The sequence below is a fragment of the Kribbella koreensis genome, assembly GCF_039525325.1.
GTDB lineage: Bacteria > Actinomycetota > Actinomycetes > Propionibacteriales > Kribbellaceae > Kribbella > Kribbella koreensis.
Map to the genome: position 1 here is coordinate 114303 of NZ_BAAAHK010000005.1, position 22349 is coordinate 136651.

At 67.0% G+C, this 22349-nt stretch carries 21 protein-coding genes, 2 tRNA genes and 1 pseudogene; 12 read left to right on the forward strand and 12 right to left on the reverse strand.

Going from position 1 to position 22349, the window contains the following annotated elements:
- Positions 1 to 63: 63 nt before the first annotated feature.
- The 3 genes from ABD116_RS11590 to ABD116_RS11600 are packed head-to-tail and all read left to right on the forward strand — an operon-like array spanning position 64 to position 2014.
- Positions 64 to 465 carry a YciI family protein gene (locus ABD116_RS11590; RefSeq protein WP_343967922.1) on the forward strand — a complete coding sequence of 134 codons (402 nt, stop codon included), beginning with the start codon at positions 64 to 66 and terminating at the stop codon, positions 463 to 465.
- Positions 465 to 1676 carry an RNA polymerase sigma factor gene (locus ABD116_RS11595; protein WP_343967924.1) on the forward strand — a complete coding sequence of 404 codons (1212 nt, stop codon included), beginning with the start codon at positions 465 to 467 and terminating at the stop codon, positions 1674 to 1676. The genes ABD116_RS11590 and ABD116_RS11595 overlap by 1 nt, the downstream gene beginning before the upstream one ends.
- Positions 1677 to 1702: 26 nt before the next feature.
- Entirely contained in the window at positions 1703 to 2014 is a 312-nt protein-coding gene (locus ABD116_RS11600) for a hypothetical protein (RefSeq protein WP_343967926.1), read from the forward strand.
- Between the two features lie 49 nt (positions 2015 to 2063).
- Here the strand turns inward: ABD116_RS11600 and ABD116_RS11605 are convergent.
- The 6 genes from ABD116_RS11605 to gyrB all read right to left on the reverse strand — a co-directional run bounded on the left by ABD116_RS11605 (position 2064) and on the right by gyrB (position 8367).
- Positions 2064 to 2136 (reverse strand) — tRNA-Ala (locus tag ABD116_RS11605).
- 13 nt (positions 2137 to 2149) lie between these two features.
- A complete protein-coding gene (locus ABD116_RS11610; RefSeq protein WP_425552081.1) occupies positions 2150 to 2281 on the reverse strand; it encodes a DLW-39 family protein in 132 nt (43 codons plus the stop codon).
- Between the two features lie 33 nt (positions 2282 to 2314).
- Positions 2315 to 2388: transfer RNA gene (locus tag ABD116_RS11615), tRNA-Ile, on the reverse strand.
- Between the two features lie 109 nt (positions 2389 to 2497).
- Positions 2498 to 3556 (reverse strand): DUF3566 domain-containing protein, encoded by a 1059-nt coding sequence (locus ABD116_RS11620; RefSeq protein ID WP_343967928.1) that lies wholly within the window; start codon positions 3554 to 3556, stop codon positions 2498 to 2500.
- The gene (gene gyrA, locus ABD116_RS11625) at positions 3556 to 6207 is read right to left on the reverse strand and encodes a DNA gyrase subunit A (protein ID WP_343967930.1); all 2652 of its coding nucleotides are present in this window, start codon (positions 6205 to 6207) and stop codon (positions 3556 to 3558) included. The genes ABD116_RS11620 and gyrA overlap by 1 nt, the downstream gene beginning before the upstream one ends.
- An 81-nt stretch (positions 6208 to 6288) precedes the next feature.
- Positions 6289 to 8367, reverse strand: a complete 2079-nt coding sequence (gyrB, locus tag ABD116_RS11630) for a DNA topoisomerase (ATP-hydrolyzing) subunit B (protein WP_425552082.1) — start codon at positions 8365 to 8367, stop codon at positions 6289 to 6291.
- A 281-nt stretch (positions 8368 to 8648) separates the two neighbouring features.
- Between gyrB and ABD116_RS11635 the strand changes: the two genes are divergently transcribed.
- Genes ABD116_RS11635 through ABD116_RS11645 form a run of 3 tightly spaced genes read left to right on the forward strand, consistent with a single transcriptional unit; the run spans position 8649 to position 10422 of the window.
- A complete protein-coding gene (locus ABD116_RS11635) occupies positions 8649 to 9275 on the forward strand; it encodes a hypothetical protein (protein ID WP_343967935.1) in 627 nt (208 codons plus the stop codon).
- Positions 9272 to 9868: a hypothetical protein gene (locus ABD116_RS11640; protein ID WP_343967937.1), complete on the forward strand. Its 597-nt coding sequence runs from the start codon at positions 9272 to 9274 to the stop codon at positions 9866 to 9868. Before ABD116_RS11635 ends, ABD116_RS11640 begins: the two co-directional genes overlap by 4 nt.
- Positions 9865 to 10422, forward strand: a complete 558-nt coding sequence (locus tag ABD116_RS11645; RefSeq protein WP_343967938.1) for a hypothetical protein — start codon at positions 9865 to 9867, stop codon at positions 10420 to 10422. Before ABD116_RS11640 ends, ABD116_RS11645 begins: the two co-directional genes overlap by 4 nt.
- Before the next feature lie 11 nt (positions 10423 to 10433).
- Here the strand turns inward: ABD116_RS11645 and ABD116_RS11650 are convergent, their stop codons facing one another.
- From ABD116_RS11650 to dnaA, 6 genes are all read right to left on the reverse strand, one after another.
- A complete protein-coding gene (locus ABD116_RS11650) occupies positions 10434 to 11768 on the reverse strand; it encodes a hypothetical protein (protein ID WP_343967940.1) in 1335 nt (444 codons plus the stop codon).
- Positions 11769 to 11811: 43 nt separating this feature from the next.
- The gene (locus tag ABD116_RS11655) at positions 11812 to 12366 is read right to left on the reverse strand and encodes a DciA family protein (protein ID WP_343967942.1); all 555 of its coding nucleotides are present in this window, start codon (positions 12364 to 12366) and stop codon (positions 11812 to 11814) included.
- On the reverse strand, positions 12359 to 13501 hold the full coding sequence (gene recF, locus ABD116_RS11660) for a DNA replication/repair protein RecF (RefSeq protein WP_343967944.1): 1143 nt from the start codon (positions 13499 to 13501) through the stop codon (positions 12359 to 12361). The genes ABD116_RS11655 and recF overlap by 8 nt, the downstream gene beginning before the upstream one ends.
- Positions 13502 to 13577: 76 nt before the next feature.
- The gene (gene gnd / locus ABD116_RS11665; protein ID WP_343967946.1) at positions 13578 to 14498 is read right to left on the reverse strand and encodes a phosphogluconate dehydrogenase (NAD(+)-dependent, decarboxylating); all 921 of its coding nucleotides are present in this window, start codon (positions 14496 to 14498) and stop codon (positions 13578 to 13580) included.
- Between the two features lie 34 nt (positions 14499 to 14532).
- On the reverse strand, positions 14533 to 15678 hold the full coding sequence (gene dnaN / locus ABD116_RS11670; protein ID WP_343967948.1) for a DNA polymerase III subunit beta: 1146 nt from the start codon (positions 15676 to 15678) through the stop codon (positions 14533 to 14535).
- 511 nt (positions 15679 to 16189) lie between these two features.
- Entirely contained in the window at positions 16190 to 17974 is a 1785-nt protein-coding gene (dnaA, locus tag ABD116_RS11675; protein ID WP_425552083.1) for a chromosomal replication initiator protein DnaA, read from the reverse strand.
- A 554-nt stretch (positions 17975 to 18528) separates the two neighbouring features.
- Between dnaA and rpmH the strand changes: the two genes are divergently transcribed.
- The 6 genes and pseudogenes from rpmH (at position 18529) to rsmG (ending at position 21920) form a co-directional block, all read left to right on the forward strand.
- Complete coding sequence (gene rpmH / locus ABD116_RS11680) at positions 18529 to 18666, forward strand: 50S ribosomal protein L34 (RefSeq protein ID WP_083933330.1); 138 nt, start codon at positions 18529 to 18531, stop codon at positions 18664 to 18666.
- A 30-nt stretch (positions 18667 to 18696) separates the two neighbouring features.
- Positions 18697 to 19038 (forward strand): ribonuclease P protein component, encoded by a 342-nt coding sequence (rnpA, locus tag ABD116_RS11685; protein WP_343967950.1) that lies wholly within the window; start codon positions 18697 to 18699, stop codon positions 19036 to 19038.
- Positions 19035 to 19346: a membrane protein insertion efficiency factor YidD gene (gene yidD, locus ABD116_RS11690; protein WP_328331490.1), complete on the forward strand. Its 312-nt coding sequence runs from the start codon at positions 19035 to 19037 to the stop codon at positions 19344 to 19346. The genes rnpA and yidD overlap by 4 nt, the downstream gene beginning before the upstream one ends.
- Positions 19347 to 19412: 66 nt before the next feature.
- Positions 19413 to 20330, forward strand: a pseudogene (yidC, locus tag ABD116_RS11695) (membrane protein insertase YidC); the annotation flags it as partial.
- 338 nt (positions 20331 to 20668) lie between these two features.
- On the forward strand, positions 20669 to 21193 hold the full coding sequence (locus ABD116_RS11700; protein ID WP_343967953.1) for a Jag family protein: 525 nt from the start codon (positions 20669 to 20671) through the stop codon (positions 21191 to 21193).
- A 52-nt stretch (positions 21194 to 21245) separates the two neighbouring features.
- Positions 21246 to 21920, forward strand: coding sequence for a 16S rRNA (guanine(527)-N(7))-methyltransferase RsmG (gene rsmG / locus ABD116_RS11705; protein ID WP_343967956.1), 675 nt, complete (start codon positions 21246 to 21248; stop codon positions 21918 to 21920).
- Positions 21921 to 22349: the final 429 nt, after the last annotated feature.

Genomic DNA, 22349 nt, shown 5'->3' on the forward strand with positions numbered 1-22349 from the left:
GTCGGCCGTTCGACCTGGGGGTGCGAGGGCCGAGAGGCGGCCCCGCTGGACAGGGAGCAGACGATGTCGAAGTACATGCTGATCATGCGGGGTACCGACGAGTCGAACGCGGCCATGATGGCCGACATCGAAGAGCTGATGACGACGACTCGCCAGTTCATCGAGGACCTGGAGAAGGCCGGCGTACTGCTCGCGGCCGAAGGGCTCGACGTTCCGGAAGAGAGCGTCGTGGTCGACTTCAGCGGCGAGACCCCAGTGGTCACGGACGGGCCGTACGGCGAGACCAAGGAGCTGTTCGGCGGCTATTTCCTGCTCGATGTCGCCTCGAAGGAGGAAGCGGTCGAGTGGGCCAGGCGGGTGCCGGCGGCCACCGGCAGCAAGATCGAGGTCCGGCGAGTGGCCGGGGACGACGAGCTGCCCCCGGGCCTCGAGGAGTCCGTCGACGCCGGCAGCGACCGGAACTGATGGATCCTGCCGAGGTCGGGGCCGTCTGGCGGATCGAGTCGGCGCGGATCGTTGCCGCGCTGACCCGGTTCACCGGCGATTTCGGGCTGGCCGAGGATGCCGCCCAGGAGGCGGTGGCCGAGGCGCTGATGTTGTGGCCGCTGAACCCGCCGGCCAGTCCGGCCGGCTGGCTGATGGCCACGGCCCGGCGCCGGGCGATCGACGCGATCCGCCGCCGGGCCGCCCTCAAGGACCGCTACGCCCAACTGGTGCCCGACCCGGTAATCGACGAAGAGATCGACCCCGACCGGATCGACGACGACATCCTGTCGCTGATGTTCATCAGCTGCCATCCGGTACTTTCGCCAGAAGCTCGCGTGGCGTTGACCCTCCGGGTGGTCGGCGGCCTGACCACCGAGCAGATCGCCCGCGCCTTCCTCGTCTCGGTCCCTACTGTGCAAGCCCGGATCACCAGGGCGAAGAAGACGATCGCCGCGGCCGGCGTGCCCTTCGAGTTGCCGCCCGCCGATGAGCGCCGCGAACGGTTGGGTGGCGTCCTCAGCGCCATCTACCTGATCTTCACCGAAGGCTCGACGGCCACGTCCGGCGATCAATTGGTTCGCCGCGACGTCGCGTACGAGGCAATCCGCCTGGCCCGCACCCTGGCCGCCCTACAACCTGACGAGCCGGAAGTACACGGCCTGCTAGCCCTCTGCGAACTAACTGCCGCCCGCTTCCCAGCCCGAACCGCCGACGACGGTTCCCCTATCCTCCTCGAGGACCAGGACCGCAGACGCTGGGACCTCTCCGCCGTACGCCGAGGCCTGGCCGCCCTCGCCAAGGCATCACCCCGCGGTCTCGGCCCCTATGGCCTGCAAGCCGCCATCGCCGCCACCCACGCCTCCGCCCCCTCGGTAGAAGCCACCGACTGGGACCGAATAGTCCTCCTCTACGAGGCCCTGGGCCGTGTCGCCCCTTCCCCGATCGTCGACCTCAACCGAGCCGTAGCCGTAGCCATGGCCTCAGGCCCAGCTGTCGCCCTCCCCATGGTCGACGCACTGGCGGCTTCGAACCGCCTCCCCGGCTCCCACCTCCTCCCCACCGTCCGAGGCGAACTACTAACCCGCCTAGGCCGCCACTCCGAAGCCCGCACCGAACTAGAACTAGCCGCCCACCTCTGCCCCAACCCCCAAGAACGCTCAGTACTCCTCCGCAAGGCCGCCGCCCTCTGATCCTCGAAGAGGACTACTGTCCCGCCATGAACTGGCCCGCAGGACGCAAGGGAAGAGTCTTCGCCGCAACCTACGTAGTCGCCTTCGCAGCCATGGTCGCCGGCATCACCTGGACCCTCTACAACCAAGCAACCGACGCCAGCACTCCAAGGTTCATCGCCGGCGCCTGCCTCTTCCTAGCCGGCCAACTACCGATAGTCCTCCTGGCGATAACCCTCACAACCCAAGCCCCTCCCACCCAAGGCAAGACTCACCCGGATGCATACCCACTCCGCTGGAATCGCCTGACCCTGGGCCGAGAACTACCCGCAGCTACCCGCGTGCTGCGCGGCTCCTAAAAGCTCGCAGACAAGCAGAAAGCCGGTTCCGTGAGGAACCGGCTTGGGGTGGAGACGAGGGGACTCGAACCCCTAACCCCTGCCTTGCAAAGGCAGTGCTCTGCCAGTTGAGCTACGCCCCCGTGGGGGTGAGAATCAGCGGCCCGGGGTGACCGGGTCGACGGCCTCGGCCCAGAGGTCCTGCTCGGCGCGGGCCTGCTGGGTCTTCTTGTAGACGAAGTATCCACCGACGCTGGCCAGTAGTACCACCAGAATCTTCTTCAGCACCGGGGATTCTCCTTGGATCGATGTCGATCAGGGTGGGCCTAACAGGATTTGAACCTGTGACCTCTGCCTTATCAGGGCAGCGCTCTAACCAACTGAGCTATAGGCCCGCGAACTGCGGGTTACGAACCTGGGAGAGATTACCGCACCGGATGCCTGGCTCCCAAATTGGATTCGGCCGAGCGCGATCAGCACCCGGCCGAATCCAGAAGTCAGGTCTCAGTCCTCCGACGCGAGCGTCACCTCGAGGCCGCCCAGCAGGGTGGCCGCGATGTTGTAGAGGAACGATCCGAGGGTCGCCAGCGCCGTGATGATCAGCACATCGGCGCAGGCCAGCAGGGTGGTGAAACCCATCACCTTGCCGGTGTTGATGTAGTCCTCGATCTGGAACGGATCGGCGCCTTCCTGGTTGCCCAGGACCTCGCGGACCGTGTTGTTGATGTTGTCGAACACACCGGCCGCGCCGATCGCCGACCAGATGATGAAGACGGCCACCCAGGTGACGATGCCGAACGCGATCGAGAGCAGGAACGCGGTCTTCATCACCGACCACGGGTCGAGGCGGGTCAGCCGCAGCCGCGCCTTCCGGGTCTGCGGCCGGCCCGAGGGCTTCGGCGCGGCCTCGACGGCCGGCGTGAAGTCCTCGCGCTGCTCGATCTTCGCCTTCGGCTCCGCGGTCTGCGTCCCCAGCGCCCCAGAGGTCACCGAGGTCGCGGAGTCCTTCAGCGCGCTGGCCCGGCCGAGCACTGCCTGCTTGGCCGCGTTCAGCTTGTCGCTGAAGCTCTCCGTCGGAGTATGCGTGGGCGTCGCCAGCTTCCCGGTCTGCCCGTACGCCGATACGCCCCCATCACCCACCTTGCCACCACTCGGCAGCCGCGGCTCCGGCCGTCCAGGCGTACTCGGGTTGGCCGGGAACGGCGTAGCCGCCGGCCGACCCGACACGGCACCCGGCCGCGCACTCCCAGCTGTCCCCGCGCTCGCCGGCGTTGCGGCCGGCCTCACCGGTGGCTGCTGCGGCGGCCGTGACGGCGTACCGGTCGAGCCTGCGCTCGAGGGGGTCGCCGCCGGCCCGCCCGGACGCGGCTGACGCGCATCGCCGGGCCGCTGGCCGTTCGCAGTACCGGATCTGGTCTGGCCGTTGCCGTTCGAACTGCTACGACCGTTGGAGGCCGGAGTGGCAGGTGGGGTGGACTGTCCCTTCCCGGCGCCGTTCTGCGGTCGCTGGGGATTGGGGCTGTCCGCTCCATCAGGCCAGGTCGGCCTCGCGCGGTTGGTCATCAGGTACCCTCCTGGCCGGCTTCGTCGTCTTCGACCGTAGCCGCGCCGTCGACGTCCGTCGAATGCTGGTCATCAGTGCTGACGCTCTCGGAGGGGGTTTCGGTTGTCGAACCGTCCACATCCTGGGCAACTTCTTCGCTGCCTTCGACGTCCGCTGCCTCGTCGTCACTGACCGTGAGGTCGGTGTTACGCGCGATCGCGACCACCGCGTCGGACTCGCCGACGCCGGCGAACTTCACGCCCATCGTGTCGCGGCCCTTGACCGGAACACTGTCCACCCGGCTGCGCACGACCTGGCCGCTGTTCTTGATCGCCAGCACCTGGTCGCTGTCGACGACGATCAGCGCACCCACCAGCGAACCACGCTCGTCGTTCAACTTCACCGCCTTGATGCCCAGACCGCCGCGACCCTGCTGTCGGTACTCCGATACCCGCGAACGCTTGGCGTAACCCGCATCGGTCACCGTGAAGACGAACTGGGTGTCCTCCTCCGAGCCGGCCCGGATGACCGCCATCGACAGCAACTCGTCGCCGTCGCGGAACTTCATCCCGGTCACACCCGAGGTGGCCCGGCCCATCGGCCGCAGCTGCTCGTCGTTCGCGGTGAAGCGGATCGACTGGCCCTTCTTGGAGACCAGCATCAGGTCGTCCTCGGCCGACGCCAGCTCAGCGCCGATCAGCTCGTCGTCCTCGTCGCGGAAGTTGACCGCGATGATGCCGCTCTGCCGGGCCGAGTCGTAGTCGGTCAGCGCCGTCTTCTTGACCAGGCCGCGCTTGGTGGCGAGCAGCAGGTACGGCTCTTGCTCGTAGTCGCGCAGCGTCAGGACCTGGGCGATCTCCTCGTCCGGCTGGAACGACAGCAGGCCGGCCACGTGCGAGCCCTTGGCGTCGCGCGCGGACTCGGGCAGCTGCCACACCTTGGCCCGGTAGACCCGGCCCTTGGTGGTGAAGAACAGCATCCAGTGGTGGTTGGTGGTGGCGAAGAAGTGGCCGATCTCGTCCTCGGCCCGCATCGTCGCGCCCCGGACGCCCTTACCGCCGCGGTTCTGGGTGCGGTACAGATCGGTCTTGGTGCGCTTCGCGTACCCGCCACGGGTGATCGTGACGACGACCTCCTCGTCCGGTACCAGGTCCTGCACGGACAGGTCGCCGTCGGCCGCGATGATCTCGGTCCGCCGCTCGTCGCCGTACCGCTCGACGATCTCGGCCAGCTCGTCGCGGACGATGTGCCGCTGCCGGACCGGGTCGGCCAGGATGTCCTCGAGGTCGGCGATGACGACCTCGAGCTCGTTCAGCCGGTCGACGATCTTCTGCCGCTCCAGGGCGGCCAGCCGGCGCAGCTGCATGTCCAGGATCGCCTGGGCCTGGATCTCGTCGATCTCCAGCAGCGACATCAAGCCGGTGCGGGCGTCGTCGACGTCCGGGCTACGGCGGATCAGCGCGATGACCTCGTCCAGCGCGTCGAGCGCCTTCACCAGTCCGCGGTAGATGTGCGCCTGCTTCTCGGCCTCGCGCAGGCGGTACCGGGTCCTGCGCTGGATGACCTCGATCTGGTGGTCGATCCAGTGCGTGATGAACAGGTCCAGGCTGAGCGTGCGCGGCACGCCGTCGACCAGCGCGAGCATGTTGCAGCCGAAGGTGTCCTGCAGCTGCGTGTGCTTGTAGAGGTTGTTCAGTACGACCCGCGGCTGGGCGTCACGCTTCAGCACGATCACCAGGCGCTGGCCGGTCCGCGACGAAGTGTCGTCGCGGATGTCGGCGATGCCGGTCATCTTGCCGGTGTTGACCAGCTCGGCGATCTTCTGCGCCAGGTTGTCCGGGTTGACCATGTACGGCAGCTGGCTGACCACCAGGCTGGTCCGGCCCTTGGCGTCCTCCTCGACGTCCACGACCGCGCGCATCGTGACCGAGCCACGGCCGGTGCGGTAGGCGTCGTCGATGCCCTTGTAGCCGACGATCAGGGCGCCGTTCGGGAAGTCCGGGCCCTTGATGTTCTCCATGCACGCCGCCAGGACCTCTTCCTGGGTGGCCTCCGGGTGCTCCAGGCACCACTGGGCCGCGGCGGCGACCTCGCGCAGGTTGTGCGGCGGGATCATCGTCGCCATACCGACGGCGATACCGGCCGAGCCGTTCACCAGCAGGTTCGGGAAGCGGCTGGGCAGGATCACCGGCTCCTGCGAGCGGCCGTCGTAGTTGGGGCGGAAGTCGACCGTCTCCTGGTCGATGTCACGCACCATCTCCATCGCCAGCGGGGCCAGCCGGCACTCCGTGTACCGCATGGCGGCGGCCGGGTCGTTACCCGGTGAACCGAAGTTGCCCTGGCCCTGGATCATCGGCGCCCGCATCACCCACGGCTGCGCCAGCCGGACCAGGGTGTCGTAGATCGCCGAGTCGCCGTGCGGGTGGTACTGACCCATCACGTCACCGACGACGCGGGAGCACTTGGAGAAGCCGCGGTCGGGGCGGTAGCCGCCGTCGTACATCGCGTAGAGGATCCGGCGGTGCACCGGCTTGAGGCCGTCGCGGACCTCGGGCAGCGCCCGGCCGACGATGACGGCCATCGCGTAGTCCAGGTACGACTGCTGCATCTCCGTCTGCAGATCGAGGGGCTCGATCCGGTCGTGTCCCGGAGAAATGGGGGTCTCGGTCATCTGGTGCTCGTCCCGTTCGTGTCAGTACGTCGGTGAGGTCGGCGCTGCGCGAGGAGTGCCCGGGCACGGCCCGGGCAGCCCTCAGATGTCAAGGAACCGGACGTCCTTGGCGTTGCGCTGGATGAAGTTGCGGCGGGCCTCGATGTCGTCGCCCATCAGCGTCGCGAAGGTCTCGTCGGCGCGGGCGGCGTCGTCCAGGGTGATCTGCAGCAGCACCCGGTTGGCCGGGTCCATCGTGGTCTCCCACAGCTCCTGCGCGTTCATCTCGCCCAGACCCTTGTAGCGCTGGATCGCGTTGTCCTTCGGCAGCTTCTTGCCGGCCTCGATACCGGCCTCCAGCAGGCCGTCCTTCTCCCGCTCGGTGTAGGCCAGCTCGTGCGGCTGGCCGCTCCAGCGGATCTTGTAGAGCGGCGGCTGCGCGGCGTACACGTGACCCCGCTCGATCAGCGGCCGCATGAACCGGAACAGCAAGGTGAGCAGCAGCGTCCGGATGTGCTGGCCGTCGACGTCGGCGTCGGCCATGATCACGATCTTGTGGTACCGGAGCTTCTCCTCGTCGAAGTCCTCGTGGATCCCGGTGCCGAGCGCCGAGATGATCGCGAGGACCTCGTTGTTCTGCAGGACCCGGTCGATCCGCGCCTTCTCGACGTTCAGGATCTTGCCCCGGATCGGCAGGATCGCCTGGTACTTCGGATCGCGGCCGCCCTTCGCGGAGCCACCGGCCGAGTCACCCTCGACGATGTAGACCTCGCACTCCTCCGGGTTGGTCGACTGGCAGTCGGACAACTTGCCCGGCAGGCCGCCGCCACCCAGCAGGCCCTTGCGGTTGCGGGCCAGGTCGCGCGCCTTGCGGGCGGCGATCCGGGCACTCGCGGCCGCGGTGGCCTTGCGGATGATCTCCTTGCCTTCTTGCGGGTTCTGCTCGAACCACGCGCCCAGCCGGTCGTTCACGACCCGCTGGACGAAACCCTTGACCTCGGTGTTGCCGAGCTTGGTCTTGGTCTGGCCCTCGAACTGCGGCTCCGCCAGCTTGACCGAGATGATCGCGGTCAGGCCCTCCCGGATGTCGTCGCCGGTGAGCCTGTCCTCCTTCTTCTTGATCATGCCCTGGTCCTCGCCGAACGAGTTGACCAGTGAGGTGAGCGCGGCCCGGAAGCCCTCTTCGTGGGTGCCGCCCTCGTGCGTGTTGATCGCGTTCGCGAAGGTGTGCACGGACTCCTGGAACGAGCCGCTCCACTGCATCGCGACCTCGAGGCTGAGCGAGTCCTCGCCGGTGGCCGCCTCGAACGCGATCACGTCGCGGTGCACGGTCTCCCGGATGCCGGTCAGGTACTTCACGTAGTCGACCAGACCGTCGTCGTACTTGAAGGACTGCTCGGTCGGGTTGCCGTCCTCGGTGTGGTCCGGACGCTCGTCGCGGATGACGAGTTCGAGGCCCTTGTTCAGGAAGGCGTACTCGCGGAAGCGGGTGGCCAGCGTCTCGTACGAGTAGACCGTCGTCTCGAAGACGTCCGGGCTCGGCCAGAAGGTGATCGTGGTGCCGTCGTCGGTCGAGGGGCCGATCTCCTTCAGGTCCTCGTCCGGTACGCCGATGGTGAAGGACTGCATATAGGTCTTGCCGTTCTTGCGGACGTCGACCCGCAGCCGGCTGGACAGCGCGTTGACGACCGAGACACCGACGCCGTGCAGACCACCGGAGACCTTGTACCCGCCGCCGCCGAACTTGCCGCCGGCGTGCAGCACGGTCAGCACGACCGTGACGGCCGGCTTGCCCTCGGACTCGACGATGTCGACCGGGATGCCACGGCCGTTGTCGACCACGCGGACGCCGCCGTCGGGGAGCAGGGTGACCACGATCTTGTCGCAGAAGCCGGCCAGCGCCTCGTCCACGGCGTTGTCGACGACCTCGTAGACTAGGTGGTGCAGGCCCCGCTCACCGGTGGAACCGATGTACATACCCGGGCGCTTACGCACGGCGTCCAGTCCTTCGAGGACCTGGATCGCGCTCGCGTCGTACTCACGCTCGACCGCACTTCGGGTGATCGCTGTGAGGGGTGCTTCTTCGATACCGGTGCTCTCGGCGGACGTTGTTTCGTCGATCTCGGTCGGCTCGTCGGTCACCGGCTGTTGTCCTCCTCGGACCCCGCGTGCGCGGGGCATCGATGCACAGTAGAAGCCGCCCCTCCGGTGCTCATCGGTGGGGTGGCTTTCTCAACAGCTCCATCTTACCCGTCGACCGAAGCAGAACCTGCCACCGGACGGCTAAAACTGTGGACAGGGCGTCTTTTCGGACTCCTCGCCATGTCCCCCCACGCGGGGAGGGGGCTCCGAAAGCGCTCACGGCGCTCAGTGGCTTCTGACCGGATCGCCCCTGACTGTCTGGGAACCGAGACCTGCTGACCCGGCGACCACCGGCCCCACCGCCCCCTAAGATCGCTGCCGTGGAAAGTCTCGACGACGTCATCGACGCCATGATCGCCGACCGGGTGATCCACCGGCACCGCCGGAAATGGCTGATCGCCGTCGGTCTGGTCCTGGTCCTGGCCGTCGTCATCTTCTTCACCGGCGGCTGGAAGGAACACAAGGGCCGCAGCGTCGACACCCTCGACGCACCGACCACCTTGAAGGCCGGCCGGTTCGAGGTGGGGTTCACCGGCGCCACCATCATCAGGACACCTAAGACGCAGTACGAGCCCGCCAAGGCCCGGCTCGAGGTCGAGCTGCAGATCAAGAACATCGACGAGGAGACGCACACCAGCGTCTCGTTCCCGCAGGAGGACCTGTTGCGCTGGGTCCTTCCCGGCAAGGATCCGATCAAGCCCACGAACATCGGCTGCAAGGACGTCATCGGTTACGTCCTGGTCTACGGGCTGCCGGCCGAGAAGTGCGTCGCGAAGTTCGAGGTCTCACCCAGGTACAGCACCGACAAGATCGAGATCGGCGTTCTGGCCGAGAACTTCGGGACGGCCGACGAGTTGCAGGGGGCGTCGGCCGCCAAGTACTGGGGAGCGCCGACAGCACAGGCCGTCGTCCGGGTACCGACGAAGATCACGACGGAGACCGAATGAAGCTGTATCGGCCGGCCACCGTGCTCGTCGGCATCCTGTTCGTCCTGCTCGGTGGTCTGACCCGGCTGGCCGATCCGGAGCACGTGTTCGACGACAGCAGCCGGGTGGTCAAGCACGGCGGTATCGGACAGGCGGTGCCGTTCGGCGGATCGTCCGTCTCCGTGGACCGGCTGAAGTTCGCGCGGGCGTATCTGCCCGACGACAGCAGCGGTGAGAAGGCGATCGAGTCCAACGGAATCTTCGTCGCGCTCGAGTACGACACTGTGCAGGGCACCGCGCCGACCCCTGGCCGAGACCTCAAATTGACCACGGACAAGGGCACTGTCTACCGGCCGATCTCGGGAACGTACGGCACCCAGCTCGACTTCGCCGACCCTGGTTTCGGTGTGGTCGGCGCGGTCGTCTTCGAGGTGAATCCGGCCGATGTCACCGGGTTGGCCTTGCAGGTGAAGACGACCCAGCTCTTCAACGTGCTGGCACAGGACGTCGAGATCGATCTCGGCATCCCCGACGAGCAGGTCGCTCAGCGGCTGATCGACGCGGCGGCGCCGGAGTACCTGATTCCCAAGAGCGTGAAGCGGGTCGCCTCATGAAGTCGTCGCAACGTGCCGTCCGGCTGACCGTGCAGATCTCGCTGCTACTCGCGCTCGCCGCGACCAGCGCGCTCCTGCTCCTGCGGACCTATCTCGGCGACACCGAGAAGGTCTACAAGAGCGGCACGGTGACCGAGGTGGTCCAGCAGGGACCGGTCACGATCGACCGGGTGCAATGGAAGTTGGAGTCGCTGGAGGAGTACACCCAACTGGTCAACGAGGAGATGAAGACGATCTCCCTCGACCAGCCGGCCGGCTCGGTGATCATCGTCGCCATGGTCGCGATCACACCGCTGGACGGTGTGAAGCTGGGCGCCAGTGGCTTCTCCTGTACCTCCGTGCTGCGTGACGACCGGGGCAACGTGTGGCCGAGCCAGGACGCCTTCGGGTTCGCCCTGCCGACCAGGTGCAGCGACGACGACCACCCATTCGCGCGGAACAAGGCGGGTCAGCTCGCGCAGGTCTTCGTCGTACCGAGGTCGGCCGTGCCGCATCTGAGTGGAATCCAGGTCGAGACCCGGACCGACTTCCGCCGGGTCCTGCTGACCCGCTGATCCGTCGTCCGTCAGGCTTTGGCGGGCTCTGCTTCGGCGGGCTCTTCTGCGGCGGCCGTGGCCTCGCTGCGACGCTCGGCGCTGACCGAGATGCAGAGGTCGAAGGCCGCCGCCAGCAGGGCGATTCGCAGCGTCTCGAAGACCACGTCGGTGACGGCTTGAGCGATCTCGTTGTTCATCAGGCCCCAGTCGGAGCCGTGCACACCGATCAACCGGATGACACCGGCGAACGCCCAGTCGTCGGCGAGCAGCCACAAGGTGTAGACCGTGCAGACGACCCCGAGGAAGACCGGTCCGACCCGGACCAGCAGGCGGAAGGCGGTCAGCGTCGGATAGAACTTCTCCCGCAGTCCACCCAGCAGCAGGTTCGGCGCTTGGTTGGTGAGCGCCACCAGGCGATTCGGCTTCGGCGCATCGTCCGCGGCGGCCAGCTGGCTGCCGAAGCGACGCTCGATCCTGGTCCCGCGGAACACTCCGCTGCTGGTCAGCACCCGATGTCCGAAGACGACGGTGGTGATCGCCAGCCAGGTCAGCGGCTCGGCCACACCGGACTTGAACAGCGGCCAGAGGCTGTCCCAGAAGAAGCCCCAGAGGAACTCGATGCCGGCTGGGATCGGGATGTGGATCCCGGCGAAGAAGTCCTTCAGTCCGTCCCACCAGCCGCTGGCGAAGTACCAGAAGTCTCGATTGGCGATCCAGTCCTTGAAGTCGCCGACGGCGTACGGCGTGACCACGACGGTGAGCAGTACGAAGAACGCCTCGGCCCAGATCTGGGCGAAGCTGAGCGGCCGGCTCGGCCAGCGATTGCCAACTGCCTCCAGCACCCGGCGGAGGACGAGCAGGATCACGATGGCCGGCACGAAGGAATGCCAGGCGCCGTTGTGTACATCGAAGAAGCCCGCGCCGGACCCCATGCCACGCTGGACCAGATTGCTGACCGACAGCGCCTTGAGCCGGTCGTCCAGGAATCCCCAGGCCGACCAGACCGCGACGAGTGGCAACAAGGTGATGGCCAACAGCTCCATCAGCCCTTGCTGGGTCGGGTCCGAGGTCTCCTCCGCCTTGTTGCTGGCGGCATCTCGCCAGCGGTAGAGCGAGGTCGCGCAGGTCCGGATCATCCCCACCGTGGCAGCGATCTGAATCAGCACACCCGTCGCAAACAACCCGACTGCGAGACTCGAGTGCTGATGCTCGTCCAGCCAGATCGAGGCCTGGATCGACGCCCGAAACCCGACGTACCCGGCCAGGAACCAGGTCGTCAACGGCAACAGGTTGCGCCACCACAACCGGAAGGTGTCTCCGACCAGGTGGATCAGCTCTCGAAAACCGTCAACGATCGTGCGCATCGCGCCGATCCTAGGTGATCGGCTGGGTCTCTACAGCAGCCGATCAGCCATAGGTATCGCGCGGTCCGCGGCCGCCACGGACAGTGCGCGGGCCCTTGCGCCAGCTGGGGGCGTTGGGGCCTTCGACCTTGACCCGGGTGACGGTGCCATCGCCTAGCTCGGCGTTGAGGCGGCGTACCAGATCAGGGGCGAGTAGGCGGACCTGAGTGGCCCATGCGGTGGAGTCGGTACGGACCGTGAGCTCGGTGTCCGTGTAGCTCTCCGGCTGGCAGTGCGAGGCCATCTCCGGGCCGACGATGGACGGCCAGCGAGCCATCACGCCGTGCACGGCGACGTCGACCTCCCAGCCCTGGTCGCGCATCAGCCGGCCGAGGGTGTTGGTGAGCGACTGCGGGTCGCGGTCGTCGGGACGGGAGCCGCTGACCTGGTTGCCGGTCGGGCGGCGCCGGCGAGTCTTCTTGACAGGCTGGATCGGGCCAGCCCCTTTGAGCCGGCTGGCGAGCGCTTTCGCCAGCTCCAGGCCGCGTTTGTCGTGCTCAGGCTCCTCGACGGCCTCGCTCTCGAAGCCGCTCTCAGAGGAATTCTGGCCTTCAGACACGACGGACCGAGCCCCCGCCGACCTCGAACCGGGCACCCTGCAGCTCCGCCGGTACATCCGCGCCGACAGCCGCCGTGACGAGAACCTGCTCCGCGGGCGCGACGAGTTCGGCCAGCCGGTCGCGCCGGCTCGTGTCGAGCTCGGCGAACACGTCGTCCAGAATCAGCACCGGCTCACCCCCGTCCGACCTCAGCAACTCGTACGACGCCAGCCGCAACGCGAGCGCGAACGACCAGGACTCACCGTGACTCGCATACCCCTTCGCAGGCAAGTCCCCGAGCCCGAGTACGACGTCGTCGCGATGCGGACCGACCAGCGAGACACCCCGTTCGAGCTCATCGGTACGCCGGTCCTGTACCGCGTTCTGCAACACCTCGGCGAGCTGCTCCCGACTCGCCACGCCGGGCTCCAACGGCACCGACGACTTGTACTCCAGCCGCGCATCACCCTTGCCCCGGGCAACAGCGTCGTACGACCCGGAAACCAACGGGCGAAGGGATTCCAGCAGATCGAGCCGCGCCGCCAGGAGCTCCGATCCGGTGGTGACCAGATGCGAATCCCACACATCGAGAGTGCGCAACTGGCCCTCGATCGCGCCACCGGAACGATTCTGGCGTCTGGCCACCGCGGCACTCTTCAGCAACGAGTTCCGCTGCTTGAGGATCCGGTCGTAGTCCTGCCGGACGCCGGCGAACCGGGGTGACCGCAGGGTGAGCAACTCGTCCAGGAAATGGCGGCGCTCGGACGGATCGCCCTTCACCAGCGCGAGATCTTCGGGCGCAAAAAGCACCGTACGGAGCAATCCGAGCACTTCGCGCGGCCGGGGGACCGGCGAACGGTTCACCCGGGCCCGATTTGCCCTCCCAGGATTGATTTCCAGCTCGACGATCAGATCGCGTTCGTGATCGGAACGGATCTCGGTCCGCACGATCGCGCGCGGAGCGCCGGCCCGGACCAGGGGCGCGTCGCTGGCGACCCGGTGCGAACCGAGGGTCGCGGTGTAGTGGATGGCCTCCACCAGGTTGGTCTTGCCCTGGCCGTTCGGACCGACGAAAGCGGTCACGCCCGCCTGGAGCTGGACCTCCGCCTGCTGGTACGACCGGAAGTCGAGCAGTCCGAGCGCGGTGACAAACACCTGAATTCCTCTGCTGGGCGGTTCCTAAGACAACAGATCCGGGTCACCGATCATGTCGGCGACCCGGATCACGTGCTCAGTGCTGGATCGGCGGGGTGGCGTACGACGGGTCGGCCGCCGCGCCCTTGACCGCGTGGCCACCGAACTGGTTGCGCATCGCGGCGATCGCCTTCATCGCGGGGGAGTCCTCCTGGCGGGACGCGAACCGCGCGAACAGTGACGCGGCGATCGCCGGCACCGGTACGGCGTGGTCGATCGCGGCCTCGACGGTCCAGCGGCCTTCGCCCGAATCGTCGGCGTAACCGCGGATCTTGTCCAGGTGGGTGTCTTCCTTGAGCGCGTTGACCATCAGGTCGAGCAGCCAGGACCGGATCACCGTGCCCTCACGCCAGGAGTCGAACGCCTCGGGCACGTTCTCGACGATCTCCGCGGCCTCGAGCAGCTCGAACCCCTCGGCGTACGCCTGCATGATCGCGTACTCGATGCCGTTGTGGACCATCTTGGCGAAGTGGCCGGCGCCGACCTTGCCGGCGTGCACGAAACCGAACTCGCCCTCGGGCTTGAGGGCGGTGAAGATCGGCATCAGCGTGGTGACCGTGTCGGTGTCGCCACCGCACATCAGCGCGTAGCCGTTCTCCAGACCCCAGACGCCACCGGACACTCCGCAGTCGACGAACTTGATGCCCTTGTGGGACAGCAGTTCGGCGCGCCGGATGTCATCGGTCCAGCGGCTGTTGCCGCCGTCGATCACGATGTCGCCTTCGGAGAGCAGTTCGGCCAGCTCGGTCAGCACCGGGTCGATGGCCTGGACCGGCACCATCACCCAGACGATCTTCGGCTGGTCGGTCGCGGTCAGCTTGCCGACCATGTCGGCCAGATCTGTCGCATCGGAGATGGCTTGGTTGTGATCGAAACCGACGACGGTCAGGCCTGCGCCGCGAATCCGCTCGCGCATGTTGCCGCCCATCTTGCCGAGACCGACAAGGCCGAGCTCCATCGTGAATCCCCTTGTTCTGTTGGCGTTGCGCTGATCAGCTGTTCAGGCGAACCGGCATCAGCACGTACCGGAACTCGCTGATCGGGTCGCCGTCGAAATCCTTCACGCCGGTCAGTTCGGCCGGCTTCGTCGCCTGCGTGAAGGCCAGGTGCGCGACCGGGGTGCCGATCGCGTTCAGACCGTCGAGCAGGTACGTCGGGTTGAATCCCACGGTAACCGGCTCGCCAACCACGCGCGCCTCGATCGACTCCGACGCCTGCGCCTCGTCGCCGCTGCCGGCGTCCAGCGTCACGGTGTCGTCGGAGAACGTCAGCCGGACCGGTGCGTTGCGCTCAGCCACCAGGGCGACTCGCTTGACGGCCTCGACCAGGGTCGCGGTGTCGATCCGGACCCGGGTCGCGATCGCCGCGTCGGTCGGGATGATGCCGCGCACCTTCGGGAACTCGCCGTCGAGCAACCGGGTGGTCGCCCGCCGGTTGCCGCCGGAGACCTCGCCCTCGAAGCCGACGATGCCTTCGCCGCTGCCCGGCGCTGCCAGGGAGACGATGATGTCGGTTCCGGTCATCGCCTTCGCGGTTTCCGAAAGGACGCGGGCCGGGATAAGGGCTGCAGCAGAGGCATCTGGGCTCTGCGGGTTCCATTCGAGCTCGCGGATCGCCAACCGGTACCGGTCGGTGGCCAGCAACGAGATGGTTGACCCCTCGATCTCGACCCGTACGCCGGTGAGCACCGGCAAGGTGTCCTCACGACCGGCCGCGGTGACGACCTGCGCGACCGCCTGAGCGAAAACGTCGCTGCGGACGGTACCGGAGGCGGCCGGAAGATCCGGCAGAGCCGGATATTCCTCTGTGGGAAGCGTTTGGAGCGTGAACCGCGAGGTGCCGCAGGTGACTTGCGCCTTGGCGCCGTCCACCGAGACGTCCACGGGCTGGTTCGGGAGACTCTTCGAGATGTCGGCGACCAGCCGGCCGGAGATCAGGCACTTGCCGGCATCGGCCACCTGAGCGGGAACGGTCACCCGGACGGAGGTCTCGTAGTCGAAGCCGGACAGAGTGATCTGGCCTTCCTCGGCCTCGACCAACAGTCCGGCAAGGATCGGAACGCTCGGACGACTGGGCAAACTGCGCGCCGCCCAGGCCACCGACTCGGCCAGTACGTCGCGCTCGACGCGAAACTTCACCGCTGGGTGCCTCCTGTTTCGGCTGTGTGCCAGGCAGATCCTGCCACGGACAGATGTGATGTGCGCCAACCGGGCTTGACGTGGCGGTTCGGGCGGGTCGCGTCAAGAGCATCCAGGTGCTCGTGGGGACAGCCTGACAGGCCTGTCTCGTCGGCGCTCTGGCAGGGGCGAAATCGGAGTTTTCCCCAGGAAGGCCGGCCAGAAACTTTTTCGGTCTGGAGCCTCATTAGGGATTCCATAGGGTTCTTCGCACCTGTGGATCTTGTGGAAAAGCGACGAGTTCGCAGGTCAGACCCGGTTTTGCCCTGTGGGCGGGCTGTGGACGGATTGGGGGCGATCCGTGGATGCCTGGGTACGACGGATTCTCTCCACACAGCCAATCCACAGCGAAGTGGCCTGTGTCCACCGAGATACCCACAGTTATCCACAGCTCTGTCCCCAGCCTGTGTGGTTCGTGTGACCGCGTCGTAGCGCTCGGCGTACACGCTTTTCGACCCGGTCACACGGCACCTCATTGCTGCTTGGCCTGGTGCTTGATCCGGTTGGTCAACTCGGTCACCTGGTTGAAGACGCTGCGCCGTTCCGACATCAGCTGGCGGATCTTCCGCTCGGCGTGCATGACGGTGGTGTGGTCGCGGCCGCCGAACTGCTGACCGATCTTCGGCAGGGACAGATCGGTCAGTTCGCGGCACAGGTACATTGCGATCTGCCGGGCCGTCACGAGCACGCGGCTGCGGCTCGAACCACACAGGTCGTCGATCGACAATCCGAAGTACGAGGCGGTCTGGCCCATGATCATGCTGGCCGTCACCTCGGGCTTGCTGCCTTCGGGGATCAGGTCCTTGAGCACGATCTCGGCCAGCGACAGATCGACCGGCTGCCGGTTGAGGCTGGCGAACGCGGTCACCCGGATCAGCGCGCCCTCGAGCTCACGGATGTTCGTCTGCACCTTGCTCGCGATGAACTCGAGCACCTCCGGCGGCGCGGTCAGCCGCTCGGTGGCGGCCTTCTTGCGCAGGATCGCGATCCGGGTCTCGAGGTCGGGCGGCTGGATGTCGGTGATCAGGCCCCACTCGAACCTGTTCCGCAGCCGATCCTCCAGCGCCTCGAGCCGCTTGGGCGCCCGGTCGGAGCTGATCACGATCTGCTTGTTCGCGTTGTGCAGCGTGTTGAACGTGTGGAAGAACTCTTCCTGGGTCTGGATCTTGCCTTCCAGGAACTGGATGTCGTCGATCAGCAGCACGTCGACGTCGCGGTAGCGGCGCTGGAACTGGGCCGCCTTGTCGTCGCGGATCGCGTTGATGAAGTCGTTGGTGAACTCTTCGCTGGAGACGTACCTGACGCGGGCGCCGGTGTAGAGACTGCGGACGTAGTGCCCGATCGCATGCAGAAGGTGCGTTTTCCCCAGCCCGGAGTCCCCGTAGATGAGCTGCGGGTTGTACGCCTTGCCCGGCGCCTCGGCCACGGCGACAGCAGCCGCGTGGGCGAACCGGTTCGAGCTACCGATGACGAAGGTCTCGAACGTGTACTTCGGGTTGAGCCGTGCCTCACCTTGCGAGTCGGTCGGCGGCTGGAACTGGGCCGAACCGTTCGGCGGCGGCGCGACCGAAAGCGGTGGGGGCGGCTGCTGGATCTGCTGGATCGGTTCAGGTTGCTGTGGACGATGCGTCGGCTCCTGCAGCGCGGGGGCCGCGGCCGGCTGCTCAGCCTGCTGGTGCTGGAGCGGTTGGTGCATCGGGTGCTGCGCCGGTTGTTGCTGTGGTTGCTCGTACGGCTGCTGCATCGGCTGCTCGTACGGCTGCTCGACGGGCTGACCGAACGGCTGGGTCAGCGGCCGGTTCGGCGGCTGGTTGATCGGCGACTGATAGACCGGAGCTTGCTCCCGTACGACGGGCTGCGGCGCCGGCGCCGGCTCGCGAAGCTCGGGATCGAGCGACGGGTCCACCGTGACGGCGATCCGGATGTCGCGGCCGAAGCTCTCGGTGAGGATGCGCTCCAGGTCGGGCCGCAGCCTGGTCTCCAGCTGCCCCCGGGTGAAATCGTCCGGTACGGCGACGATCGCGGTGCTTTCGTGCAGCGTCACCGGCCGCGAATTCGTCAGCCAGGCGCGCTGGTTGGGTGGCAGTCCGGCGAGGACCCTGGTCCAGGCAACGTCCAGATCATTCACTTCCGCCTTGCTTTCCGCACTGGCGGACTGGTCCTCGACCACGCGTTGCTCCCCGAATCCTTCGCTGCGGTGGCCGCCGCTCCCGGGCTGGTCCCCGGTACAACGCGACCATTCGACCCGGCACCCCACCCGTGCCGCCGGTCGGCCGCACGTAGCAGTTGCTTTCTCCTCAGCCGGTTTTCCTCATTGTCCACATCGTTGTCCACAGTTGTGAACGAAGCGCGGAGCCTGTTGGTTACCGGTCTCGGGGTGTGGGACCTCTGGTGTGAGGGGCTGACGCTAACAAGTCCGCCCATGCCGCTTCAAGCCGTCATCCACAGGCTATGGGGCGTAAATTGGGGGCAACTTGCGGCGTGTCGGGTAGACGCCGGAGCGTAGTCGTGTTTGAGGTCGGGCCGAACTGTCGCCGTCGGTAGTGGTGGTGACCTGGCTGTGACCGGCCTCTGACAGGCCGTTCCATCCACAGGCCTGTGGAAAACTATGGGGACGGCTGGTTTGACCTGTCCACAGGCCGCCACGTACCGTGGATCAGTCGGTATTGAACCGGCCGTTTCGTGCTGCGCTCCCTCCGGGACCGTTCTTCTACGGGTGTCTCTCGAGCGGTGGGCCAGGACCTGCACCAGGGACAGATCTATCAGTGGATTTGTCGACAAATGTGATCTCGAGTAACCGGAGTCATTCCAGTGAGCAAGCGGACGTTCCAGCCGAACAACCGGCGTCGGCACAAGAAGCACGGCTTCCGTCTTCGGATGCGCACCCGTGCGGGTCGCGCCATCCTCGCAACGCGTCGTGCGAAGGGTCGCCAGCGCCTCGCGGCCTGACGCCGTTGAGCTGGCGACGGTGACCACCTCGTGTTACCCGCGTCGAACCGGTTACGCCGGTCCGACGACTTCCGTCGCGCCGTCCGTACCGGACGCCGCGCCGGTCGGCGTGCCGTGGTGGTCCATCTGTTGCCAGGGACCGATCCGGCGACCGAGCCTGCTCGTATCGGATTCGTGGTGAACAAGGCGGTGGGCAATGCGGTTCTGCGGAACCGCGTCCACCGCCGTCTGCGCGCTGTGATGGCGGCGCAGCTCCCCGGCCTGCCGGCCGGCAGCCTGACCGTTGTCCGGGCGCTGCCGCCGTCGGGCTCTTCGTCGTTCGAGGAGCTGACGGCCGACGTGCAGGCCGCGTTGTCCCGGGTCCTGCGATGAAGATCGCGCCCGTCAAGTACGGGATCATCGGTTTCCTGAAGTTGTACCGGAAGTTCGTCAGCCCGATGTACGGGCAGGTGTGCCGGTTCTACCCCAGTTGTTCTGCTTACGCCCTGGAAGCGGTCGAACGCCACGGCGCGGTGCGCGGTAGCTGGCTGGCGGCGAGGAGACTCGCCCGCTGCCACCCGTGGAACCCCGGCGGCTACGACCCCGTTCCACCCACAGATGTCGACCAGCGCGGAGATGCAGTCTCCGCCAACCAGCCCGAGCCGTCTACCGACGGTGGGCCTGTGCAGCGAGGTGCTTGAGTGACTCTTCTGGCCATCCCCGAACTCGCGTTGTGGGACGGGATCGTAGACATTTTCAACGCCGTGATGACGCCCCTGTACTGGGCGGTGTCGGCGCTGCTGGTGGGATGGCACTGGCTGCTGTCACAGGTGTTCGATCCGGACAGCGGCTGGGCCTGGGCGTTGTCCATCGCCGGCCTGACCATCGTCATCCGGACGCTGCTGATCCCGCTGTTCGTGCGGCAGATCCGCTCCAGCCGGAACATGCAGCTGCTGCAGCCGAAGATGAAGGAGCTGCAGAAGAAGTACGGCCACGACCGGGAGAAGCTCGGTCAGGAAATGATGAAGCTGTACAAGGAGACCGGGACCAACCCGTTCTCCTCGTGCCTTCCGCTGCTGCTGCAGTCGCCGATCTTCCTGGCGCTGTTCCGGGTCCTCGACTACGCGTCGAAGGGCAAGTGGCACAGCGAGATCATGAAGGATCACGTCAACTCGCTGCAGCACGCGAAGATCTTCGGCGCGGAGATCTCGCAGACCTTCCTGAAGGCGAACGGCGACGGCGCCGGCAACGTCAAGGTGGTCGCCATCGTGCTGATCATCCTGATGACCGCGACGATGTTCACCACCCAGCTGCAGCTGATGCGCAAGAACATGCCGAAGGAGGCCCTCGAGGGCCAGGCGGCGCAGATGCAGAAGATCATGCTCTACGTCTTCCCGGTCTTCTTCCTGATCGGTGGCTTCAACTTCCCGATCGGTGTGCTGATCTACTGGTTCGTCTCGAACCTGTGGACGATGGGCCAGCAGTTCTACGTGATCCGCCGCAACCCTGCTCCTGGCACGCCGGCGTTCGACGCGATGGAGGCTCGCAAGCGCGAGCACAACCTGAAGGCGGGCCGGCCGGCCGACGAAGGCCTCGGTGGCGCCGCGGAGGACGGCTCGGTCGCGACCGACCGTCGTCCGGCGAACCGGCAGCAGCCGAAGCGTCAGTCGCGGAGCACCCGGAAGACCGTCGCCCCGGCGGCCAATGAGTCCTCGGTGCAGGACACGCCGAAGGTGCAGGACACGCCGAAGGCGTCGAGCAACGGCCAGCAGCCGGTCAAGAAGGCCGCGGCCAAGCAGACGTCCGGACAGACCTCGGGAGCGAAGCGACAGCCGGCCGCGAAGTCACGCGCCGCTCGCCAAGCCGCCCAGAAGAAAGCCGCGCAGAAGAAGCCAGGTGGAGGCTCCGGCGGCCGTTCCTGACGTTCGCCGTCCGGACGGCCGGCTGACCCGGCACCCCGTTTTCTCTGCTGTGTACGACCTGGGTCCCCGTGGGGCGGATCTCGAAACGTGAAGGAGTGGCCGTGAGCGACGGCATACAGAACACCGAGGCGGCGGAGAAGTCCGCGCCGGCAGACCAGGCGGCTGACCGCCTGAAGGCACTGGAGGCCGAGAGCGACATCGCGGCCGACTACCTGGAAGAGCTGCTGGACATCGCGGATCTCGATGGCGACATCGATATGGACATCGACGGCGACCGCGCGGCGGTCTCGATCGTCGGCGCAGACCTGAGCAATCTGGTCGGCGAGAACGGCAAGGTGCTCGAGGCGCTCCAGGAGCTGACCCGGCTGGCCGTCTACCGGGAGACCGGTGAGCGTTCGCGGCTGATGCTGGACGTGTCGAACTACCGGGCCAACCGGAAGACCGAACTGGAAGAGGTCGGACGCAAGGCCGTCGACGAGGTGAAGGCCTCGGGCGAGGCGGTCAAGCTCGCCCCGATGACGCCGTTCGAGCGCAAGGTCGTCCATGACGTCGTGGCCGCCGCCGGCCTGACCAGCGAGTCCGAGGGCGAGGAGCCGCGTCGCCGGGTCGTCGTCCAGCCCGCGTGATCGCCGTGTCCTGCTCGTGACGGACGACGTTTCACGTGAAACACCGCCGCTCGTGGAGAAGCTGTACCCACGAGCGGCGGAGCGGCTTGCGGCGTACGCCGAGCTGCTGGCGACCGAAGGAACCCTGCGCGGACTGATCGGTCCGCGCGAGGTGCCGAAGCTCTGGGATCGGCACCTGCTGAACTGTGCGGTGCTGGAGCGCTTGATCCCCGAGGAGTCCACGGTCGCCGACATCGGCACCGGCGCGGGCCTGCCGGGGATCGTGCTCGCCCTTGTTCGTCCTGATCTCCAGGTGTCGCTCGTCGAGCCGCTGCTCCGGCGCACCACGTTCCTGGAAGAGGCGGTGGAGCTGCTCGGCTGCACCAACGCCGTCGTCGTCCGCGCTCGTGCTGAAGATCTGATCCCCGGCACCCGGTCTGGCGCTGAAGGTGCCGCCCGCGGCCAGGCGCCGTACGACGTGGTGGCGTCGCGCGCGGTCGCTCCACTCGGCAAGCTGGCCGGCTGGTGCTTGCCGCTGACTGCCGAGGGTGGCCTGATGCTGGCAATGAAAGGCGCTTCTGCGGAAGAGGAACTAGCTGCCTCCGAAGCAGAACTGGAGGCCCTCGGCGCCGAAGAATGGCACGTCCACCAACTAGGTGTCGATGAACTGGCCCAGCCGACGACAGTCGTGAGTATTGTGGCCGGACGTGCTGCGCGGGGATCGCAGCAGCGGAGACGCGGGAGGTGATCGGGTACGTGAGTCGCGCCCTCGGATGGCCTGAGAAAAGCACCGGACAACCCCGACCCACCCAAGGAATCGGCTGGCCCGCCGACAACCCCACCCCCACCCAAATCCCTGCAGACCCCACCCCTAAGTCCGAGGACTCGAACGCCGAGGACCTGAGGACCGAGGACTCCGGGCCGGGCGCTCCCACGTCAGACCTGCCGACGTCCGAGGCCCCTGTACTTAGCCCTTCCGAGCCTGACGGTCCGTCTGATGTCTCCACGTCCGACGCCCCTGTGCCTAGCCGTTCCGAGCCTGACGGTCTGACGTCTGGCGTCTCCACGTCCGCCGTCCCTGCGCCCGACTCAGCCTCGGTATCGGCGGCCGCCACCAGCAGCCCGGCAGCCGAAGCGCAGGCACCGGCACCGGCACCGGCACCGGCGCCGGCAGCCG

Excerpts from the sequence above, each read along its gene's own strand:
- ABD116_RS11590 (WP_343967922.1), top strand. The coding sequence starts at position 64 with ATGTCGAAGTACATGCTGATCATGCGGGGTACCGACGAGTCGAACGCG.
- ABD116_RS11595 (WP_343967924.1), top strand. The coding sequence starts at position 465 with ATGGATCCTGCCGAGGTCGGGGCCGTCTGGCGGATCGAGTCGGCGCGG.
- ABD116_RS11600 (WP_343967926.1), top strand. The coding sequence starts at position 1,703 with ATGAACTGGCCCGCAGGACGCAAGGGAAGAGTCTTCGCCGCAACCTAC.
- ABD116_RS11620 (WP_343967928.1), bottom strand. The coding sequence starts at position 3,556 with ATGACCAACCGCGCGAGGCCGACCTGGCCTGATGGAGCGGACAGCCCC.
- gyrA (WP_343967930.1), bottom strand. The coding sequence starts at position 6,207 with ATGACCGAGACCCCCATTTCTCCGGGACACGACCGGATCGAGCCCCTC.
- gyrB (WP_425552082.1), bottom strand. The coding sequence starts at position 8,367 with ATGCCCCGCGCACGCGGGGTCCGAGGAGGACAACAGCCGGTGACCGAC.
- ABD116_RS11640 (WP_343967937.1), top strand. The coding sequence starts at position 9,272 with ATGAAGCTGTATCGGCCGGCCACCGTGCTCGTCGGCATCCTGTTCGTC.
- ABD116_RS11645 (WP_343967938.1), top strand. The coding sequence starts at position 9,865 with ATGAAGTCGTCGCAACGTGCCGTCCGGCTGACCGTGCAGATCTCGCTG.
- ABD116_RS11650 (WP_343967940.1), bottom strand. The coding sequence starts at position 11,768 with ATGCGCACGATCGTTGACGGTTTTCGAGAGCTGATCCACCTGGTCGGA.
- gnd (WP_343967946.1), bottom strand. The coding sequence starts at position 14,498 with ATGGAGCTCGGCCTTGTCGGTCTCGGCAAGATGGGCGGCAACATGCGC.
- yidD (WP_328331490.1), top strand. The coding sequence starts at position 19,035 with ATGAAGATCGCGCCCGTCAAGTACGGGATCATCGGTTTCCTGAAGTTG.